The organism is Rahnella sp. PD12R, from assembly GCF_019200965.1.
Lineage (GTDB): Bacteria > Pseudomonadota > Gammaproteobacteria > Enterobacterales > Enterobacteriaceae > Rahnella > Rahnella laticis.
In genome coordinates this window covers 1-16,514 of sequence record NZ_JAHTMS010000019.1, presented here as the reverse complement: position 1 = coordinate 16,514, position 16,514 = coordinate 1, and the positions used below count along the sequence as shown (strand labels likewise).

Below are 16,514 nucleotides of genomic sequence, written 5' to 3'. Positions count from 1 at the left end.
GCCATCTGGCACAAACGGGTGATGGAAGGAGTTTATAGTGAAAAAGTGGTTATATGCCGCAGGCCTCGGTTTAGTTATGGCTTCTTCAGCTAGCGTTCAGGCTGCTGACAAAATTGCTATCGTTAACGTCGCTAGCATTTTCCAACAGATGCCAGCTCGTGAAGCTGTGGCTAAACAACTGGAAAACGAGTTCAAAAGTCGTGCAACTGATTTGCAATCTCAGGAACGTGATCTGCAAACTAAAATGCAACGTCTGCAACGTGATGGCTCAACCATGAAAGCCAGCGATCGTGCCAAACTCGAAAAAGACGTTATGGCTCAGCGTGAAGCTTTCTCAGCTAAAGCGCAGCAGTTCGAGCAAGATAACCGTCGTCGCCAGGGCGAAGAACGTAACAAAATCCTGAGCCGTATTCAGGACGCTGTGAAATCTGTTGCCAGCAAAGAAGGTTATGATGTTGTTATTGATGCAAACGCTATTGCGTACGCAAGCAATGACAAAGATATTACTGCTGATGTGCTGAAACAGGTTAAATAAACATGTCTTCAATTCGACTGGCTGATCTCGCACAGCAGTTGGATGCACAATTGCACGGTGATGGCGAAATTGCCATCACCGGCGTTGCTTCAATGCATTCCGCACACTCTGAGCAAATCACGTTTTTATCAAACAGCCGCTACCGTGAACAGTTGGCCTCCTGTCATGCAGGTGCCGTAGTGTTGACGGAAGCGGATCTGCCATTTTGCCCTACAGCGGCATTAGTGGTTAAAAACCCTTACCTGACGTATGCGCGTATGGCGCAGTTGCTGGATACCACGCCAGCACCGGCACAGGATATTGCTGCGAGCGCGGTGATATCAGACAGTGCTTCATTGGGTAAGAATGTCTCGGTTGGCGCAAATGCAGTCATCGAATCGGGCGTTGTGCTGGGTGACAATGTTGTCATCGGCGCAGGCTGCTTTGTCGGTAAAGAGGCAAAAATAGGCGCGGGTACACGCTTGTGGGCCAACGTTTCTATTTATCACCGCGTAGAAATTGGCGAGCTGTGCCTGATTCAGTCAGGCACGGTGATCGGTGCTGACGGTTTTGGTTATGCCAACGACCGCGGCAACTGGATCAAAATTCCTCAGCTGGGCACCGTCATCATTGGCGATCGCGTTGAAATTGGTGCGTGCACCACGATTGACCGCGGTGCGCTGGATGACACCATTATCAGCAACGGCGTTATCATTGATAACCAATGCCAGATTGCACACAACGTCGTGATTGGAGACAATACGGCGGTGGCTGGCGGTGTTATTATGGCCGGTAGTCTGAAAATTGGACGCTACTGCCAAATCGGTGGAGCCAGTGTTATCAACGGTCACATGGAGATTTGTGACCAGGCTGTCGTAACAGGAATGGGAATGGTGATGCGACCAATCACTGAACCTGGGGTATACTCCTCCGGTATTCCGTTACAACCGAATAAAGTTTGGCGTAAGACGGCTGCGTTGGTAATGAATATTGATGAGATGAATAAGCGCTTGAAAGCTGTCGAGCGTAAAATCGAAAAAGATTAATTACCATTTACGGTGACGCTTTGTGTTCCCTTTGCTGAGTGAACCTGCGACATACGTTCCTATTTGCGGCCTGCCTGATGACCTTTTTTTGGGGTCTGGCAGGCCGTGTTATTGATGCCATCAGTTTTTTATAGACAGGAAGAGTATTTTGACTACTGACACTCATACTCTGCGTATTGAAGAGATACTGGATTTATTGCCACACCGTTACCCGTTCTTACTGGTTGATCGCGTGCTGGATTTTGAGAAAGGCAAATTTTTGCGCGCTGTGAAAAACGTTTCTTTTAACGAACCGTTCTTCCAGGGCCATTTCCCGGGCAAACCTATCTTCCCAGGCGTATTGATTCTGGAAGCGATGGCTCAGGCCACCGGTATTCTGGCATTTAAAAGCGTGGGTAAACTGGAGCCAGGCGAACTGTATTACTTCGCAGCAATCGATGATGCACGCTTTAAACGTCCGGTCCTTCCGGGTGACCAGATGGTTCTGGAAGTTGAATTCATTAAAGAGCGTCGTGGTGTTGCTCGTTTTAAAGGTGTCGCAAAAGTAGATGGTGAGATTGCTTGCGAGGCATCAATGATGTGCGCCCGTCGCCGGGAGTCTTAATACATGATTGACAAAACCGCCTTTATTCATCCAAGCGCTATTGTTGAAGACGGTGCCGTTATCGGTGCCGGAGTGCATATCGGTCCTTTCTGCTACGTGGGTTCCCAGGTAGAAATCGGAGAAGGTACTGAGCTTAAATCACACGTAGTTCTTAATGGCGTGACCAAAATTGGTCGCGATAACCGCATTTTCCAGTTCGTCTCCATTGGTGAAATTAACCAGGATCTGAAATATGCCGGTGAACCAACACGCGTTGAGGTCGGCGATCGCAACAATATTCGTGAGAGCGTTACCATTCACCGTGGTACCGTTCAGGGCGGTGGTCTGACAAAAGTGGGCAGCGACAACCTGTTGATGGTTAACGCACATATCGCCCACGATTGTGTCATTGGAAATCGCTGTATTCTGGCGAACAACGCGACACTTGGCGGCCACGTTGAAGTTGATGATTTTGCGATCATCGGCGGCATGACCGCAGTGCATCAGTTCTGCATCATCGGCGCGCATGTGATGGTAGGGGGGTGTTCTGGCGTTGCCCAGGATGTCCCTCCGTTCGTCATTGCGCAGGGTAACCATGCGACACCTTTCGGTATCAATATCGAAGGTCTAAAGCGCCGTGGTTTTGAGAAAGCAGATCTGCACGCAATCCGTAATGCCTACAAGTTACTGTACCGCAGCGGTAAAACGCTGGAAGAAGCACAACCGGAAATCGCTGCTATCGCCGCTGAATTCCCGAAAGCTAAACCTTTCAGTGATTTCTTTAGCCGCTCTACCCGCGGCATTATTCGCTGATCTGCGCTACGGAAAACAATGCAAAAGCCTGTTCTGACAATTGGCCTGGTGGCCGGTGAAACGTCCGGTGACATTCTTGGCGCCGGGCTGATTCGAGCCCTGAAAAAACATCATCCTGATGCCCGTTTTGTAGGGGTCGCAGGTCCGCTGATGCAGGCGGAAGGATGTGAAGCCTGGTACGAAATGGAAGAGCTGGCTGTGATGGGCGTGGTGGAAGTTTTAGAACGGCTGCCACGCCTGTTGAAAATCCGCAAAGACCTCACCCGACGTTTCAGTGAACTTCAGCCAGATGTTTTCGTGGGCATTGATGCTCCCGACTTCAATATCACACTGGAAGGCCGCCTGAAACAGCGTGGTATCCGCACGATTCATTATGTCAGCCCTTCCGTATGGGCCTGGCGACAAAAACGTGTTTTCAAAATCGGGAAAGCAACTGACTTAGTGCTGGCGTTCCTGCCTTTCGAAAAAGCGTTTTACGACAAATTTAACGTTCCCTGCCGTTTCATCGGTCACACGATGGCGGATGCCATGCCTTTGCATCCGGACAAGCAGGCGGCTCGTGCATCGCTTGGGATCCCTGATGATGTCCATTGCCTGGCATTATTGCCGGGAAGCCGCCATGCCGAAGTCGAAATGCTCAGCGCAGATTTCCTGAAGACAGCATTACAGCTGCGACAGACTTACCCTGATTTGCACATCGTGGTGCCGCTGGTTAACGCCAGGCGTCGCGAGCAATTCGAGCGTATCAAAGCTGAGATTGCGCCTGATCTGCCTGCGCATTTGCTCGATGGCAAAGGGCGTGAAGCGATGATTGCCAGCGATGCTGCGCTTCTTGCGTCTGGCACTGCCGCGCTCGAGTGTATGCTGGCGAAATGCCCGATGGTCGTGGGTTATCGCATGAAGCCTTTTACGTTCTGGCTGGCGGAGCGTCTGGTGAAAACCCCTTATGTATCCCTGCCAAATTTGCTGGCAAGACGGGAAATTGTCACCGAATTGCTGCAAACCGAATGCGTACCGGAAAAGCTTTCTGCCGCACTTCTGCCGTTACTGGCGGGTGGTGAAAAAAGCGAGGAATTGCGTAAAATTTTCCTGGATTTGCATGAAAGCATTCGCCGTGATGCTGATGAGCAGGCCGCTCAGGCCGTAATGGAGCTGGCAAACCGATGAGTGAATTATTTGTTTATCCGCAGGCCGTGTGTATTGCCGGTGTGGATGAAGTTGGCCGCGGCCCGCTGGTCGGTGCAGTGGTGACGGCTGCGGTGATCCTCGATCCTGCCAACCCGATTATAGGGCTGGCGGATTCAAAGAAGCTCACCGAAAAACGTCGCGAAGCGTTATACATCGAAATCAAAGAAAAGGCGCTGGCCTGGAGTCTCGGACGGGCTGAGCCGCATGAAATTGATGAACTGAACATCCTGCATGCCACGATGCTGGCCATGCAAAGAGCCGTCGCCGGTCTGGCACTGACGCCGGATATGGTGCTGATTGATGGCAACCGCTGCCCGAAATTGCCGATGGCCTCACAGGCTGTGGTGAAAGGCGACAGTAAAGTCGCTGAAATCAGTGCGGCATCCATTCTTGCCAAAGTGACCCGCGATCGCGAAATGGTTGAACTGGATTTGCAGTTCCCTGAATATGGTTTTGCGAAGCACAAAGGCTATCCGACGCCGGTACATCTTGAAAGTCTTGCCCGGCTTGGTGCGACAGCACATCACCGCCGCAGTTTTGCGCCGGTAAAACGCGCACTCGGGCTGGCCTAGCGCGTCACTTTGTTTCTGCCCCTGACTTTTATTTATAAAATGGCGGGGCACATAAACTCTTAATTCACATATTTCTGGACTCTGGATATGGCCGAACCTCGTTTTATTCATCTGCGCGTACATAGCGACTATTCCATGGTGGATGGCCTCGCGAAAGTGGGTCCGCTGGTGAAATGCGCAGCGTCACTCGGCATGCCTGCTCTGGCTATCACCGATTTCACCAACTTGTGCGGGCTGGTGAAATTTTACGGTGCGGCGCACGGCGCAGGCGTTAAGCCGATTATCGGCGCAGACCTGAATGTTCAAAGTGAAATCCTCGGAGATGAACTCGCGCAGCTGACCGTACTGGCGATGAACAATCAGGGCTATCAGAACCTGACCCTGCTCATTTCCCGTGCTTATCAGCGCGGCTATGGCGCGGCGGGCCCGATTGTTGACCGCGAGTGGCTGGCAGAGCTGAATGAAGGGCTGATCCTGCTTTCCGGCGCAAAAATGGGCGATGTCGGCAAGTTCATGATCCGCGGAAATGGCCCGCAGGTTGAGCAATGCCTGGAGTTCTATCAGCAATATTTCCCCGATCGTTATTATCTCGAACTGATTCGCACTGGTCGCGCAGAGGAAGAAAACTACCTGCATGCCGCTGTCGCGCTGGCGACGGAGCGCGGTTTGCCCGTTGTGGCCACCAACGACGTGCGTTTCATGGTTCCGACGGACTTTGATGCCCATGAGATCCGTGTAGCAATCCACGATGGTTTTACGCTTGATGACCCGAAACGCCCGCGAAACTACACCGCGCAGCAGTACATGCGCAGTGAAGATGAAATGTGCGAGCTGTTCGAAGATATCCCGGAAGCGCTGCAAAACAGCGTGGAAATCGCCAAGCGCTGTAATGTCACGATCCGTCTGGGCGAGTATTTCCTGCCTCAGTTCCCGACGGGCGAAATGACCACGGCAGATTTTCTGGTCGAAAAATCGAAAATCGGACTGGAGGAGCGCCTGGAGTTTTTATTCCCGGATCCTGAAGTCCGCGCGCAACGTCGCCCTGAATATGACGAACGTCTGGATATCGAACTCAAAGTTATCAACCAGATGGGCTTCCCGGGCTACTTCCTGATCGTTATGGAGTTCATCCAGTGGTCAAAAGATAACAGCGTGCCGGTCGGGCCGGGACGTGGTTCCGGTGCGGGTTCACTGGTGGCCTATGCGCTGAAAATCACGGATCTGGATCCCCTTGAATTCGATCTTCTGTTCGAACGTTTCCTTAACCCTGAACGTGTTTCCATGCCCGACTTTGACGTCGACTTTTGCATGGAAAAACGCGACAGGGTTATCGATCACGTCGCGGAAATGTACGGTCGTGAAGCGGTTTCGCAGATCATTACTTTTGGTACGATGGCGGCGAAAGCGGTTATCCGTGACGTGGGCCGCGTGCTGGGTCATCCCTACGGTTTCGTCGATCGCATTTCGAAATTAGTTCCGCCGGATCCGGGTATGACGCTGGAAAAAGCGTTTGCCGCTGAACCTCAGTTGCCTGAGATTTATGAGGCGGATGAAGAAGTTAAGTCGCTTATCGACATGGCGCGTCAGTTGGAAGGCGTTACACGAAATGCCGGTAAGCACGCCGGTGGTGTGGTTATCGCGCCGACGAAAATTACCGACTTTGCGCCGCTCTATTGCGACGCCGAAGGTAATCATCCGGTTACACAGTTCGATAAAAACGACGTGGAATATGCCGGGCTGGTGAAGTTCGACTTCCTGGGCCTGCGTACCCTGACGATCATCGACTGGGCGCTGGAAATGATCAACGCGCGCCGTGCAAAAGCGGGTGAAGCACCGCTGGATATCGCTGCGATCCCACTTGATGACAAGAAAAGTTTCGACATGCTGCAACGCTCGGAAACCACTGCGGTTTTCCAGCTTGAATCCCGCGGCATGAAAGATTTGATCAAACGCCTCAAACCCGACAGCTTCGAAGATATGATCGCACTGGTGGCGCTGTTCCGCCCGGGGCCGTTACAGTCGGGGATGGTAGATAACTTCATCGACCGTAAACACGGTCGTGAAGAGATTTCTTACCCCGATATCCAGTGGCAGCATGAGTCCCTGAAACCAGTACTGGAGCCGACCTACGGCATCATTTTGTACCAGGAACAGGTTATGCAGATTGCGCAGGTTCTGGCGGGTTATTCGCTGGGCGGCGCAGACATGTTACGTCGCGCAATGGGTAAGAAAAACCCGGTCGAAATGGCTAAACAGCGCGGCGGCTTCGAAGATGGCGCCAAATCACGCGGCGTTGACGGCGAGCTGGCCATTAAAATCTTTGACCTGGTAGAGAAATTTGCCGGTTACGGCTTTAACAAATCTCACTCAGCCGCCTACGCTTTAGTGTCGTACCAGACGTTGTGGCTGAAAGCGCACTATCCGGCCGAATTCATGGCGGCGGTAATGACCGCGGATATGGATAACACCGAGAAAGTCGTCGGGCTGGTGGATGAATGCTGGCGTATGGGCCTGAAAATCCTGCCGCCGGACATCAACAGCGGTCTGTATCACTTCCACGTCAACGACGAAGGTGAAATCGTTTACGGTATCGGCGCGATAAAAGGCGTGGGTGAAGGCCCGATTGAAGCGATTATTGAAGCGCGTAATGAAGGCGGCTATTTCAAAGAGTTGTTTGATTTGTGCGCGCGGGCCGACGTCAAAAAGCTGAACAAACGCATTCTCGAAAAACTGATTATGTCCGGCGCTTTTGACCGGCTTGGGCCGCATCGCGCTGCTCTGATGAGTTCTCTTAGTGACGCGCTGAAAGCGGCCGATCAGCACGCGAAGGCGGAAGCGATTGGTCAGGTGGACATGTTTGGTGTTCTGGCCGAAGCGCCTGAACAGGTTGAGAAATCTTACTCAAACGTGATGCCGTGGCCGGAACAAACGGTGCTCGACGGCGAGCGGGAAACGCTCGGCTTGTATCTGACCGGGCATCCGATCACGCAATATCTGAAAGAGATTGAACGTTATGGCGGCGGCCAGCGTTTGAAAGATATGCACCCGACGGATCGGGGCAAAATGACCGTCGCAGTGGGGCTGGTTCTTGCTGCTCGCGTCATGGTCACCAAACGCGGTAACCGCATTGGGATCTGTACGCTTGACGATCGTTCCGGTCGTCTCGAAGTGATGTTGTTCACCGAAGCGTTGGAAAAATTCCAGCATTTATTGGAAAAAGACCGTATCCTTATCGCCACAGGACAGGTCAGCTTTGATGACTTCAGTGGCGGGCTTAAAATGATGGCCCGCGATGTAATGGACATCAGTGAAGCACGGGAAAAATATGCTCGCGGTCTTGCTATCTCGCTGACTGACAGGCAAATTGATGACCAGCTTTTGAACCGTCTCCGCCAATCGTTGGAACCTCACCGATCGGGGACGATACCAGTGCATCTGTATTACCAACGAGAAAATGCAAGAGCCCGGCTGCGATTCGGGGCGTCATGGCGTGTTACGCCAACGGACAAACTGTTGCTGGATTTGCGAGGCCTGGTCGGTAGTGAGCAGGTGGAACTGGAATTTGACTAAAATAGGAATGCTATGAGTCTGAATTTTCTTGATTTTGAACAGCCGATTGCGGAACTGGAAGCGAAAATTGACTCGCTGACTGCAGTCAGCCGTCAAGACGAAAAATTAGATATTAATCTGGACGAAGAAGTTGCACGCTTGCGCGAGAAAAGCGTTGAACTGACCCGTAAGATTTTCTCTGATCTGGGCGCCTGGCAGATTGCCCAACTGGCGCGCCATCCTCGTCGCCCTTATACCCTGGATTACATCAAACATATCTTTACCGATTTTGATGAACTGGCGGGTGACCGTGCATTCGCGGACGATAAGGCTATCGTTGGTGGTATTGCTCGTCTGGGCGAACGTGCTGTGATGATCATTGGTCATCAGAAAGGCCGTGAAACCAAAGAGAAAATTCGTCGTAACTTCGGTATGCCTGCACCGGAAGGGTATCGCAAAGCGTTACGCCTGATGGAAATGGCCGAACGTTTCAAACTGCCAATCATCACCTTCATCGACACCCCGGGTGCATACCCTGGTGTGGGTGCGGAAGAACGTGGCCAGTCTGAAGCGATCGCCCGCAACCTGCGAGAAATGTCGCGCCTGAACGTCCCGGTTATCTGCACCGTTATTGGTGAAGGGGGTTCCGGTGGTGCTCTGGCAATCGGCGTCGGTGACAAAGTTAACATGCTGCAATACAGCACCTACTCGGTAATTTCACCGGAAGGCTGTGCGTCGATTCTGTGGAAAAGCGCAGATAAAGCGCCTCTGGCTGCGGAAGCGATGGGGATTGTTGCCCCGCGTCTGAAAGAGCTGAAACTGATCGACTCCGTGATCCCGGAACCTTTGGGTGGCGCGCATCGTAACGTTGAGGCGATGGCTGCTTCTTTGCGTGCACAACTGGAAGCTGACCTGAGCGATCTGGATGTTCTGAGCACTGAAGAACTGCGCAACCGCCGTTATCAGCGTCTGATGACTTACGGTTACTGCTGATATCAGTAATGTATTGCGAAAGGCTATGCTCCGGCATAGCCTTTTTTATTACCCGTTTTTCCCTCTCAGATTTTCCTGCATTCTTAAATTCCCTCTTTTTGGTCGAAACCCGGTGGTAAAGGGTACACAGCGTCCGTTAACCGTGTTTCTATAAATACCTGAGAGATATACAACAGAAGGATTTGTCAGATGAATATTATCGCTATCATGCGCCCGGAAGGGGCCTACTATAAAGATGAGCCAATCCGTGAACTGGATAGCGCGCTGACGCTTCTCGGATTCCAGATTATTTATCCGCGCGATCGTGCCGACTTACTGAAACTCATCGAAAATAATGCCCGTATCTGCGGGGCGATTTTCGACTGGGACCAGCACAGTGAAGCGCTGTGTACGGAAATCAATGAACTGAATGAATACCTGCCGCTTTACGCGTTCATCAATACGCATTCCACGCTGGATGTTGATGTTAATGAGATGCGTATGGTCTTGTATTTCTTCGAGTATGCTCTGGCTGCTGCCGATGATATTGCCAAGCGTATCCGTCAGTACACTGATGAATATATCGATACCATCACGCCGCCGCTGACCAAAGCGTTATTTACCTATGTGGAAGAAGGGAAATATACCTTCTGTACGCCCGGACACATGGCCGGTACGGCCTTTCTGAAAAGCCCGGTCGGGACGCTTTTTTATGACTTCTTCGGGGCTAAGACCCTGAAAGCGGATGTGTCGATTTCGGTAACGGAACTCGGTTCCCTGCTCGACCATACCGGCCCGCATTTAGAGGCGGAGGAATACATCGCGCGAACATTTGGGGCGGAGCAAAGCTATATCGTTACCAATGGCACATCCACGGCAAACAAAATTGTCGGGATGTACGCCGCGCCTGCGGGCAGCACCGTGCTGATTGACCGAAACTGCCACAAATCTCTGGCGCATCTGATGATGATGACCAACATCGTGCCAGTGTATTTGCGTCCGAACCGCAATGCTTACGGTATTCTGGGCGGGATCCCGCAACGGGAATTCACACGTGAAAGCATTGAAGAGAAGATCGCGCAGACCGAAAATGCCACGTGGCCCGTGCATGCTGTGATCACCAATTCCACCTACGACGGGCTGCTTTACAACACGGACTACATCAAAAGTACGCTGGATGTACCGTCTATTCACTTTGATTCCGCGTGGGTGCCTTACACCAATTTCCATCCGATTTATGATGGCAAAAGTGGAATGAGCGGCGAGCGGGTTCCCGGCAAAGTGATTTATGAAACGCAGTCGACGCATAAATTGCTGGCGGCTTTCTCGCAGGCTTCCATGATTCACATTAAAGGCGACTATAACGAAAGCACCTTCAATGAAGCCTACATGATGCACACCACCACATCACCGAACTACGGCATTGTGGCGTCGGCAGAAACTGCGGCGGCTATGTTGCGCGGAAATCCTGGACGGCGGCTCATCAACCGTTCTGTGGAACGTGCGCTGCATTTCCGTAAAGAGATACAACGGCTGCGTGAGGAAACTGACGGCTGGTTCTTCGATATCTGGCAACCTGAGCATATTGATGAAGCAGAGTGCTGGCCGCTGAATCCTGATCAGAACTGGCATGGGTTTGCTGATGCGGATACCGATCATATGTATCTGGATCCGATCAAAGTGACGATTCTGACGCCCGGTATGAATGAAATGGGCAAACTTGAAGAAGAGGGGATCCCGGCGGCGCTGGTGGCGAAATTCCTTGATGAGCGCGGCGTGGTGGTGGAAAAAACGGGTCCGTACAATCTGCTTTTCCTGTTCAGTATTGGCATTGATAAAACCAAATCCATGAGCCTGATGCGCGGGCTGACAGATTTCAAACGCAGCTATGATCTTAATCTTCGGGTCAAAAATATGCTTCCGGACCTCTATGCGGAAGATCCGGATTTCTACCGTAATATGCGCATTCAGGATCTGGCTCAGGGGATCCACAAACTGATTGTTCGCCATGATCTTCCGCGTCTGATGATTGAGGCTTTTGATGTGTTGCCGGAAATGAAAATGACGCCGTACGAAATGTTCCAGCATCAGGTGCGCGGGCATATCGATGAGTGCGACATTGACGAACTGATTGGCAAAGTGTCCGCTAATATGATTCTGCCGTATCCACCGGGTGTGCCCGTGGTGATGCCCGGTGAGATGATTACGCAAGAGAGCCGGGCCGTTCTCGATTTTCTGATCATGCTGTGTTCTATCGGTGAGCGTTATCCGGGATTTGAAACGGATATTCATGGAACCCGTCTCACAGAAGACGGACGCTATCTGGTAAAAGTTTTAAAACTCCCGGAAGCGGGTTAACAAACTGCCCTCTTCGTGAGGGCTTTTTATTGACGTCTGCAAACACCCTGAGTAACGTGCACAGCAGGAATTAACAGGAAATCATCATGCTTAATCTTCGTCAGGTTCATCACATCGCGGTCATTGGTTCTGATTATCAGGCCAGTAAACATTTCTATTGCGATATTCTTGGGTTTACCTTACTTGGCGAGTTTTACCGCGAAGAACGTGATTCCTGGAAAGCCGATCTGGCACTGAATGGCCAGTATACGATTGAATTATTCAGCTTCCCGAATCCACCTGCCCGTCCAAGCCGGCCTGAATCCTGCGGTTTGCGCCATCTGGCGTTCAGCGTTGAAGATATCGGGCAGTCCGTCAGTGTGCTGAATGCGGCCGGTGTCTTTTGCGAACCGGTGAGAACAGATCCTTATACCGGCAAACAGTTTACTTTTTTCACCGATCCCGACGGCCTGCCGTTAGAGCTTTACGAATCCCGGTAATCTCATGAATCGTCATCCGTCAGCACTGTTTCTGACTGAACATCTGCGCACCAAAATTGGGTCTGCGCGAAAACTTTGCGTGGCATTTAGCGGCGGTCTGGATTCAACCGTTTTGCTGGCTGGTCTTGCACAGGTGCGGGACAACCAGATCCCGGACTTACGGCTGCGGGCATTACATGTCCATCACGGATTAAGCCCGTTTGCGGATGACTGGGCGAAGCATTGCCATGATTTTTGTCAGCTGTGGAATATCGGGCTGTCGGTCATCAAGGTTCAGGTAAATGCCCGGGATGGCGGGATTGAAGCGGCAGCAAGGGCTGCGCGATATCAGGTATTTTCAACACAGCTGGAAGAAGGCGAAGTCTTACTGACAGCGCAACATCTTAACGATCAGTGTGAAACGTTTTTGCTTGCGCTCAAACGCGGCAGTGGCCCTGCGGGGTTGTCGGCGATGAGCGCGGACAGCATGGGGCTGGGTTATCGGCTGATGCGGCCGTTGCTCGATCTCAGCCGGGATCAGCTTGAGGAATACGCAGATCAACACCAGCTGACGTGGATCGAGGATGACAGCAATCGTGATGCCCGTTTTGATCGTAATTTTTTGCGACTCGATATTCTCCCTTCGCTCTATGCGCGCTGGCCACACTTTGCGCAATCCACCGCCCGCAGCGCTTCGTTGTGCGCGGAACAGGAATCTCTGCTGGATGAACTGCTCAGTGAGTCCCTGACTGCATTAACAGATGAACAGGGGAGTTTATCCGTTGAGGGCATGGAGAGTTTCTCGGCGGTAAGACGTTTCGCGCTGCTGCGCCGCTGGCTGGCTGGACGGGGAGCAAAAATGCCTTCCCGCGAACAGCTCCAGAGAATTTGGGATGAAGTGGCGTTAAGCCGTGAAGATGCACAGGCGCAGCTTCAGCTTGGGAGTTTTGTTGTGCGACGTTTTCGCCAGCGTCTGTATCTGTTGCCCCAATATTCATCCCTCAAAGATCAGATCATCAGCTGGGATCCTGCTGACAAACTTCTGTTGCCTGACGTTCTGGGTGTTTTATCAGTTTCTGCAATTCGTGATGCGGGTGATGAAAACTGTGTCATCCGTCAGCCGCGCGCGGGGGAAACGATCACCGTTCGCTTCCATGCTTCCGGGATGATTGAAAAGGTTGGGCGCGATCGTGCCCGTCAGGCGAAAAAGTTGTGGTCTGAGTTAGGCGTGCCGCCCTGGCAACGGGATCGCATTCCGCTGGTTTATTACAATGAACAGCTTATTGCTGCACCTGGCTGGTTTATCACCCGTCAGGCACTGGCTGAAAATAACGAAGAGCAATGGCGGCTGTTATGGTCCGTTGCCCAATAAAATAGAAAGCAGTTAATTTTGGGGAGTTGTAATGCTGAGAGTTTTGTTGTGGGCAATGGCAGGCTTATTGCCGCTGATATTGCTGAGTTCACCGGTTCTGGCTCAGGGAATCAGTGCTGATGGTCAGTCTAAATCGGCAAGCTGTGCGGCATGCCACGGCGCAAAGGGAAAAGCGGTTAATGCTATTTACCCTAATCTGGCCGGGCAAAATGAAGACTACCTGGCACTGGCGCTGCGTGCTTATCAGAAAGGAGAACGCAGCGGCGGGCAGGCGGGTGTCATGCAGGCATTTACGTCATCACTGTCTGAGCAGGATATCAGTGATCTGGCAGCCTACTATGCCAGTCTGACGCCGCTTAAATAGGAATTGGGTCGGTTGCAGAAATGCAAACGGGCAACCCTGAGATTGCCCGTTAGTCATAGTGACGGAGGTTTTCGCTTATTCTGCGCTCACGACCACCGTGCCAATTTCCGGATGGCTAAAGCTTTCAATATGGTCAAGCCGCAGATCGCGTTGTTCTCCGCTGGCCTCGACCACCAGATACTCCACTTTCTTACGCATTAACAAATCTTTGGCTTTTGCCTCAACGACTTCTCCGCTACGCAGCTTCAGCGTCAAAACCAGGTGATGCTGGCAGGCGAGCTCGAGATTATCGTAGTCATCACAATTGATGGGTTGGTACTCATCATTCATCGACATAATCGCTCACCAATAAGTTAGCGGCGGCGTAGGCCGCCTGGTCCCTAACGGAAGACGGAAGCTCAGCATTCGCTGCCACTTCGTCCAATGCTTTCAATACACAACCCAACGCATCGGGCACATATCCGAGATCGCCGCTAGCGATTTCAGAATATTTACGGCGTACCAACTCACAGTATTGTTGCATAAGTTCTCCCTAAAAAGCGTATCCCTCTGAGGAAAGCGCAGAAAGATAAACTCTCAGTATTTAACGACTATAGCACAGGAGAGTGTGAGTTATTAGCAGGCCTGTAAAGGTAAATCGTTTGCGTACAGCCTTTATTCCGAAGGTCCATCGGGGGAAAACTGGTTTAGGCAGGACGCTTTCAAGTACACTGTGCGTCTGATATCAAGAGGTTTCCCATGGCGCTAAAAGCAACAATTTATAAAGCAGCAATCAATATTGCTGATATGGATCGTAATTTCTTTCATGACGCCAACCTGACTTTGGCCCAGCATCCCTCAGAAACAGAACAACGAATGATGCTGCGTCTGCTGGCATGGATTTATCATGCAGATGAACGCCTGACTTTTACTCGCGGATTAAGTGCGGAAGATGAACCTGAAATCTGGCGTAAAAACGATCATAACGGCATCGAATTATGGGTTGAATTAGGATTGCCGGATGAGAAGCGTCTGAAAAAGGCCTGTAACCAATCGCGCGAAGTCGTGCTTTACGCTTATGGTGAGAGAGCGGCAAAAGTCTGGTGGTCGCAAATCGAAGGAAAAGTCAGAGGTTTTAACAACCTTCGCATTCGATATTTAGAAGATGAGCTTCTGAATCAGCTGACCGCTTTTGGCAGCCGAACCATGGATTTACAGGCAACTTTACAGGATGGAACTATTTGGCTTTCCGATGCTCAGAGTAATTTGGAAATTCATTTTTCTGAATGGAAAGAGTTTGCCGGAAATGACGGAAGGTAATCAGCGTGCTAATCCTTTCCGGAAAACTGGAAATCCCTGACAGCGAAATCGAATTAACGGCGATCCGCGCGCAGGGAAATGGTGGTCAGAACGTCAATAAAACATCAACGGCGATCCATTTACGCTTTGATATTAAAGCGTCAAGTTTGCCAGAATATTACAAAGAGCGGTTACTGGCATTCAATCACCATTCTATTACTGCCGACGGTTGGGTAATCATTAAAGCCCAGGAGTACCGGAGTCAGGAGCAGAACCGCGAAGCCGCTGTTGCCCGGCTGAGCACATTGATTTCGCAGGCGATGGTGGTAGAAAAACCTCGCCGGGCGACGAAGCCGACCAAAGGGTCCAAAATTCGTCGCGTAGAAAGTAAAGTTCGCAAAGGTGCCACAAAAGCATTACGAGGCAAAATTCGTCAGCCTTAAATCGTGTTGCAGGACAATCTTTATCGCAGCACAAGGAAAAAAGCAGTAGGGGAGAAACTGTGAAAAAAATCATTATCACGGCAGTGCTGGCGCTCGGGGCGCTGTCACTGTTCGGCTGTCACACCGCTGCCTTCAATCATGAAAAACCGCTTCAGGCGATGCAGCAAAGTTACAGCGGTGTTTTGCCTTGCGCAGATTGCAGCGGCTTAAAAACCTCATTGTTCCTGCAACAGGACGGCACTTACATCTTGCAGGAAGTGTATCAGGGCAGCAAAGAGGGCGATCAGAGTTTCGCCAGCTACGGCCGTTGGGCGCGTACGGCAGATAAACTGGTGCTGACTGACAGCCGTGGCGAGAAGCGCTATTTCCATCCAAAAGATGAAAATCTGGAAATGCTTGATCAAAGCGGTGAGCCGATCGTTTCTTCGTTCAACTACACGCTGAAACCTGTGCAGCAGAGCCTGCCTAAAACGCCAATGGCACTGACCGGCATGATGCAATACAGCGCCGATGCGGCCTCTTTTAAAGATTGCGCAACGGGTAATATTTTCCCGATGTCCGCCAATAAAACGCTGGAAGCCGGCTATCTTGCTGCGCGTAAAGTGCCGAACCAGCTGGTCTTCATCTCGATGGACGGTCATTTTATGACAGAACCGTCAATGGAAGAGGGGCAGATGCAACGGGCGGTTGTTGCGGATAAGAATATCAGCTTTGATGCCAATAAAGTTTGCCCTTAGGTTTTCAGCTTTTATCGGATTACACAAATAAATATCCTCCGGCATAGCCGGAGGTTTTTCATATGCGCCTATAAGGCTCTGTTACCAGCCGCGCCCTAACAGGCGCATCGCGATCTGACATTTGCATCTATGGATTACTTACTGCCCGTAAACGGGCTGCCCGGATATGGGATCGAGAGCTGCTCACCCATTTTATCCTCTTCCAGTTGGTGCTTTATGTATTCCTGTATCCTGGCCGTGTTTTTCCCAACCGTATCAACGTAATAC

17 protein-coding genes and 1 pseudogene are annotated in these 16,514 nt (G+C 51.3%); 15 read left to right on the top strand and 3 right to left on the bottom strand.

All coding sequences use genetic code 11. The features are described from left to right. The first annotated feature begins 37 nt into the window (after positions 1 to 37). The 12 genes from skp to KWG64_RS24180 all read left to right on the top strand — a co-directional run bounded on the left by skp (position 38) and on the right by KWG64_RS24180 (position 13,789). Positions 38 to 535, top strand: coding sequence for a molecular chaperone Skp (gene skp / locus KWG64_RS24235; RefSeq protein ID WP_195815763.1), 498 nt, complete (start codon positions 38 to 40; stop codon positions 533 to 535). A 2-nt stretch (positions 536 to 537) separates the two neighbouring features. Continuing rightward, entirely contained in the window at positions 538 to 1,560 is a 1,023-nt protein-coding gene (gene lpxD, locus KWG64_RS24230) for a UDP-3-O-(3-hydroxymyristoyl)glucosamine N-acyltransferase (RefSeq protein ID WP_218523377.1), read from the top strand. Between the two features lie 148 nt (positions 1,561 to 1,708). Continuing rightward, positions 1,709 to 2,164 carry a 3-hydroxyacyl-ACP dehydratase FabZ gene (gene fabZ / locus KWG64_RS24225; protein WP_095923207.1) on the top strand — a complete coding sequence of 152 codons (456 nt, stop codon included), beginning with the start codon at positions 1,709 to 1,711 and terminating at the stop codon, positions 2,162 to 2,164. 3 nt (positions 2,165 to 2,167) lie between these two features. Further along, the gene (lpxA, locus tag KWG64_RS24220) at positions 2,168 to 2,956 is read left to right on the top strand and encodes an acyl-ACP--UDP-N-acetylglucosamine O-acyltransferase (RefSeq protein ID WP_195815764.1); all 789 of its coding nucleotides are present in this window, start codon (positions 2,168 to 2,170) and stop codon (positions 2,954 to 2,956) included. An 18-nt stretch (positions 2,957 to 2,974) separates the two neighbouring features. After that, complete coding sequence (lpxB, locus tag KWG64_RS24215; protein WP_195815765.1) at positions 2,975 to 4,123, top strand: lipid-A-disaccharide synthase; 1,149 nt, start codon at positions 2,975 to 2,977, stop codon at positions 4,121 to 4,123. Further along, positions 4,120 to 4,716, top strand: a complete 597-nt coding sequence (gene rnhB, locus KWG64_RS24210; protein ID WP_218523376.1) for a ribonuclease HII — start codon at positions 4,120 to 4,122, stop codon at positions 4,714 to 4,716. The genes lpxB and rnhB overlap by 4 nt, the downstream gene beginning before the upstream one ends. Positions 4,717 to 4,803: 87 nt before the next feature. Next, entirely contained in the window at positions 4,804 to 8,286 is a 3,483-nt protein-coding gene (dnaE, locus tag KWG64_RS24205) for a DNA polymerase III subunit alpha (RefSeq protein WP_195815767.1), read from the top strand. Between the two features lie 12 nt (positions 8,287 to 8,298). Further along, a complete protein-coding gene (gene accA / locus KWG64_RS24200; protein WP_101079205.1) occupies positions 8,299 to 9,258 on the top strand; it encodes an acetyl-CoA carboxylase carboxyl transferase subunit alpha in 960 nt (319 codons plus the stop codon). 189 nt (positions 9,259 to 9,447) lie between these two features. After that, complete coding sequence (locus KWG64_RS24195; protein ID WP_218523375.1) at positions 9,448 to 11,595, top strand: lysine decarboxylase LdcC; 2,148 nt, start codon at positions 9,448 to 9,450, stop codon at positions 11,593 to 11,595. Between the two features lie 86 nt (positions 11,596 to 11,681). Next, on the top strand, positions 11,682 to 12,074 hold the full coding sequence (locus tag KWG64_RS24190) for a VOC family protein (protein WP_195825537.1): 393 nt from the start codon (positions 11,682 to 11,684) through the stop codon (positions 12,072 to 12,074). 4 nt (positions 12,075 to 12,078) lie between these two features. After that, positions 12,079 to 13,425, top strand: coding sequence for a tRNA lysidine(34) synthetase TilS (gene tilS / locus KWG64_RS24185; RefSeq protein WP_218523374.1), 1,347 nt, complete (start codon positions 12,079 to 12,081; stop codon positions 13,423 to 13,425). 31 nt (positions 13,426 to 13,456) lie between these two features. Beyond that, the gene (locus tag KWG64_RS24180; protein ID WP_195825539.1) at positions 13,457 to 13,789 is read left to right on the top strand and encodes a cytochrome c; all 333 of its coding nucleotides are present in this window, start codon (positions 13,457 to 13,459) and stop codon (positions 13,787 to 13,789) included. A gap of 75 nt (positions 13,790 to 13,864) precedes the next feature. On the opposite strand, the gene rof is transcribed toward KWG64_RS24180, so the two are convergent. Both rof and KWG64_RS24170 read right to left on the bottom strand, forming a co-directional pair. Further along, positions 13,865 to 14,125 carry a Rho-binding antiterminator gene (gene rof / locus KWG64_RS24175; RefSeq protein WP_101079200.1) on the bottom strand — a complete coding sequence of 87 codons (261 nt, stop codon included), beginning with the start codon at positions 14,123 to 14,125 and terminating at the stop codon, positions 13,865 to 13,867. After that, a complete protein-coding gene (locus KWG64_RS24170; protein WP_015696108.1) occupies positions 14,112 to 14,312 on the bottom strand; it encodes a YaeP family protein in 201 nt (66 codons plus the stop codon). Before KWG64_RS24170 ends, rof begins: the two co-directional genes overlap by 14 nt. 215 nt (positions 14,313 to 14,527) lie before the next feature. Between KWG64_RS24170 and KWG64_RS24165 the strand changes: the two genes are divergently transcribed. The 3 genes from KWG64_RS24165 to nlpE are packed head-to-tail and all read left to right on the top strand — an operon-like array spanning position 14,528 to position 16,247. After that, on the top strand, positions 14,528 to 15,088 hold the full coding sequence (locus tag KWG64_RS24165) for a YaeQ family protein (RefSeq protein ID WP_152326538.1): 561 nt from the start codon (positions 14,528 to 14,530) through the stop codon (positions 15,086 to 15,088). Between the two features lie 5 nt (positions 15,089 to 15,093). Beyond that, positions 15,094 to 15,510 (top strand): alternative ribosome rescue aminoacyl-tRNA hydrolase ArfB, encoded by a 417-nt coding sequence (arfB, locus tag KWG64_RS24160; RefSeq protein ID WP_165061789.1) that lies wholly within the window; start codon positions 15,094 to 15,096, stop codon positions 15,508 to 15,510. A gap of 59 nt (positions 15,511 to 15,569) precedes the next feature. After that, the gene (nlpE, locus tag KWG64_RS24155) at positions 15,570 to 16,247 is read left to right on the top strand and encodes an envelope stress response activation lipoprotein NlpE (RefSeq protein ID WP_195825540.1); all 678 of its coding nucleotides are present in this window, start codon (positions 15,570 to 15,572) and stop codon (positions 16,245 to 16,247) included. Between the two features lie 134 nt (positions 16,248 to 16,381). Here the strand turns inward: nlpE and KWG64_RS24150 are convergent. Next, positions 16,382 to 16,514 (bottom strand): annotated as a pseudogene (locus KWG64_RS24150) (IS200/IS605 family transposase); the annotation flags it as partial.

What these genes read in the sequence shown, in the direction of transcription:
- lpxD (WP_218523377.1), top strand. Translation starts at nt 538, where the DNA reads ATGTCTTCAATTCGACTGGCTGATCTCGCACAGCAGTTGGATGCACAA.
- lpxA (WP_195815764.1), top strand. Translation starts at nt 2,168, where the DNA reads ATGATTGACAAAACCGCCTTTATTCATCCAAGCGCTATTGTTGAAGAC.
- lpxB (WP_195815765.1), top strand. Translation starts at nt 2,975, where the DNA reads ATGCAAAAGCCTGTTCTGACAATTGGCCTGGTGGCCGGTGAAACGTCC.
- rnhB (WP_218523376.1), top strand. Translation starts at nt 4,120, where the DNA reads ATGAGTGAATTATTTGTTTATCCGCAGGCCGTGTGTATTGCCGGTGTG.
- dnaE (WP_195815767.1), top strand. Translation starts at nt 4,804, where the DNA reads ATGGCCGAACCTCGTTTTATTCATCTGCGCGTACATAGCGACTATTCC.
- accA (WP_101079205.1), top strand. Translation starts at nt 8,299, where the DNA reads ATGAGTCTGAATTTTCTTGATTTTGAACAGCCGATTGCGGAACTGGAA.
- KWG64_RS24195 (WP_218523375.1), top strand. Translation starts at nt 9,448, where the DNA reads ATGAATATTATCGCTATCATGCGCCCGGAAGGGGCCTACTATAAAGAT.
- KWG64_RS24190 (WP_195825537.1), top strand. Translation starts at nt 11,682, where the DNA reads ATGCTTAATCTTCGTCAGGTTCATCACATCGCGGTCATTGGTTCTGAT.
- tilS (WP_218523374.1), top strand. Translation starts at nt 12,079, where the DNA reads ATGAATCGTCATCCGTCAGCACTGTTTCTGACTGAACATCTGCGCACC.
- KWG64_RS24180 (WP_195825539.1), top strand. Translation starts at nt 13,457, where the DNA reads ATGCTGAGAGTTTTGTTGTGGGCAATGGCAGGCTTATTGCCGCTGATA.
- rof (WP_101079200.1), bottom strand. Translation starts at nt 14,125, where the DNA reads ATGTCGATGAATGATGAGTACCAACCCATCAATTGTGATGACTACGAT.
- KWG64_RS24170 (WP_015696108.1), bottom strand. Translation starts at nt 14,312, where the DNA reads ATGCAACAATACTGTGAGTTGGTACGCCGTAAATATTCTGAAATCGCT.
- KWG64_RS24165 (WP_152326538.1), top strand. Translation starts at nt 14,528, where the DNA reads ATGGCGCTAAAAGCAACAATTTATAAAGCAGCAATCAATATTGCTGAT.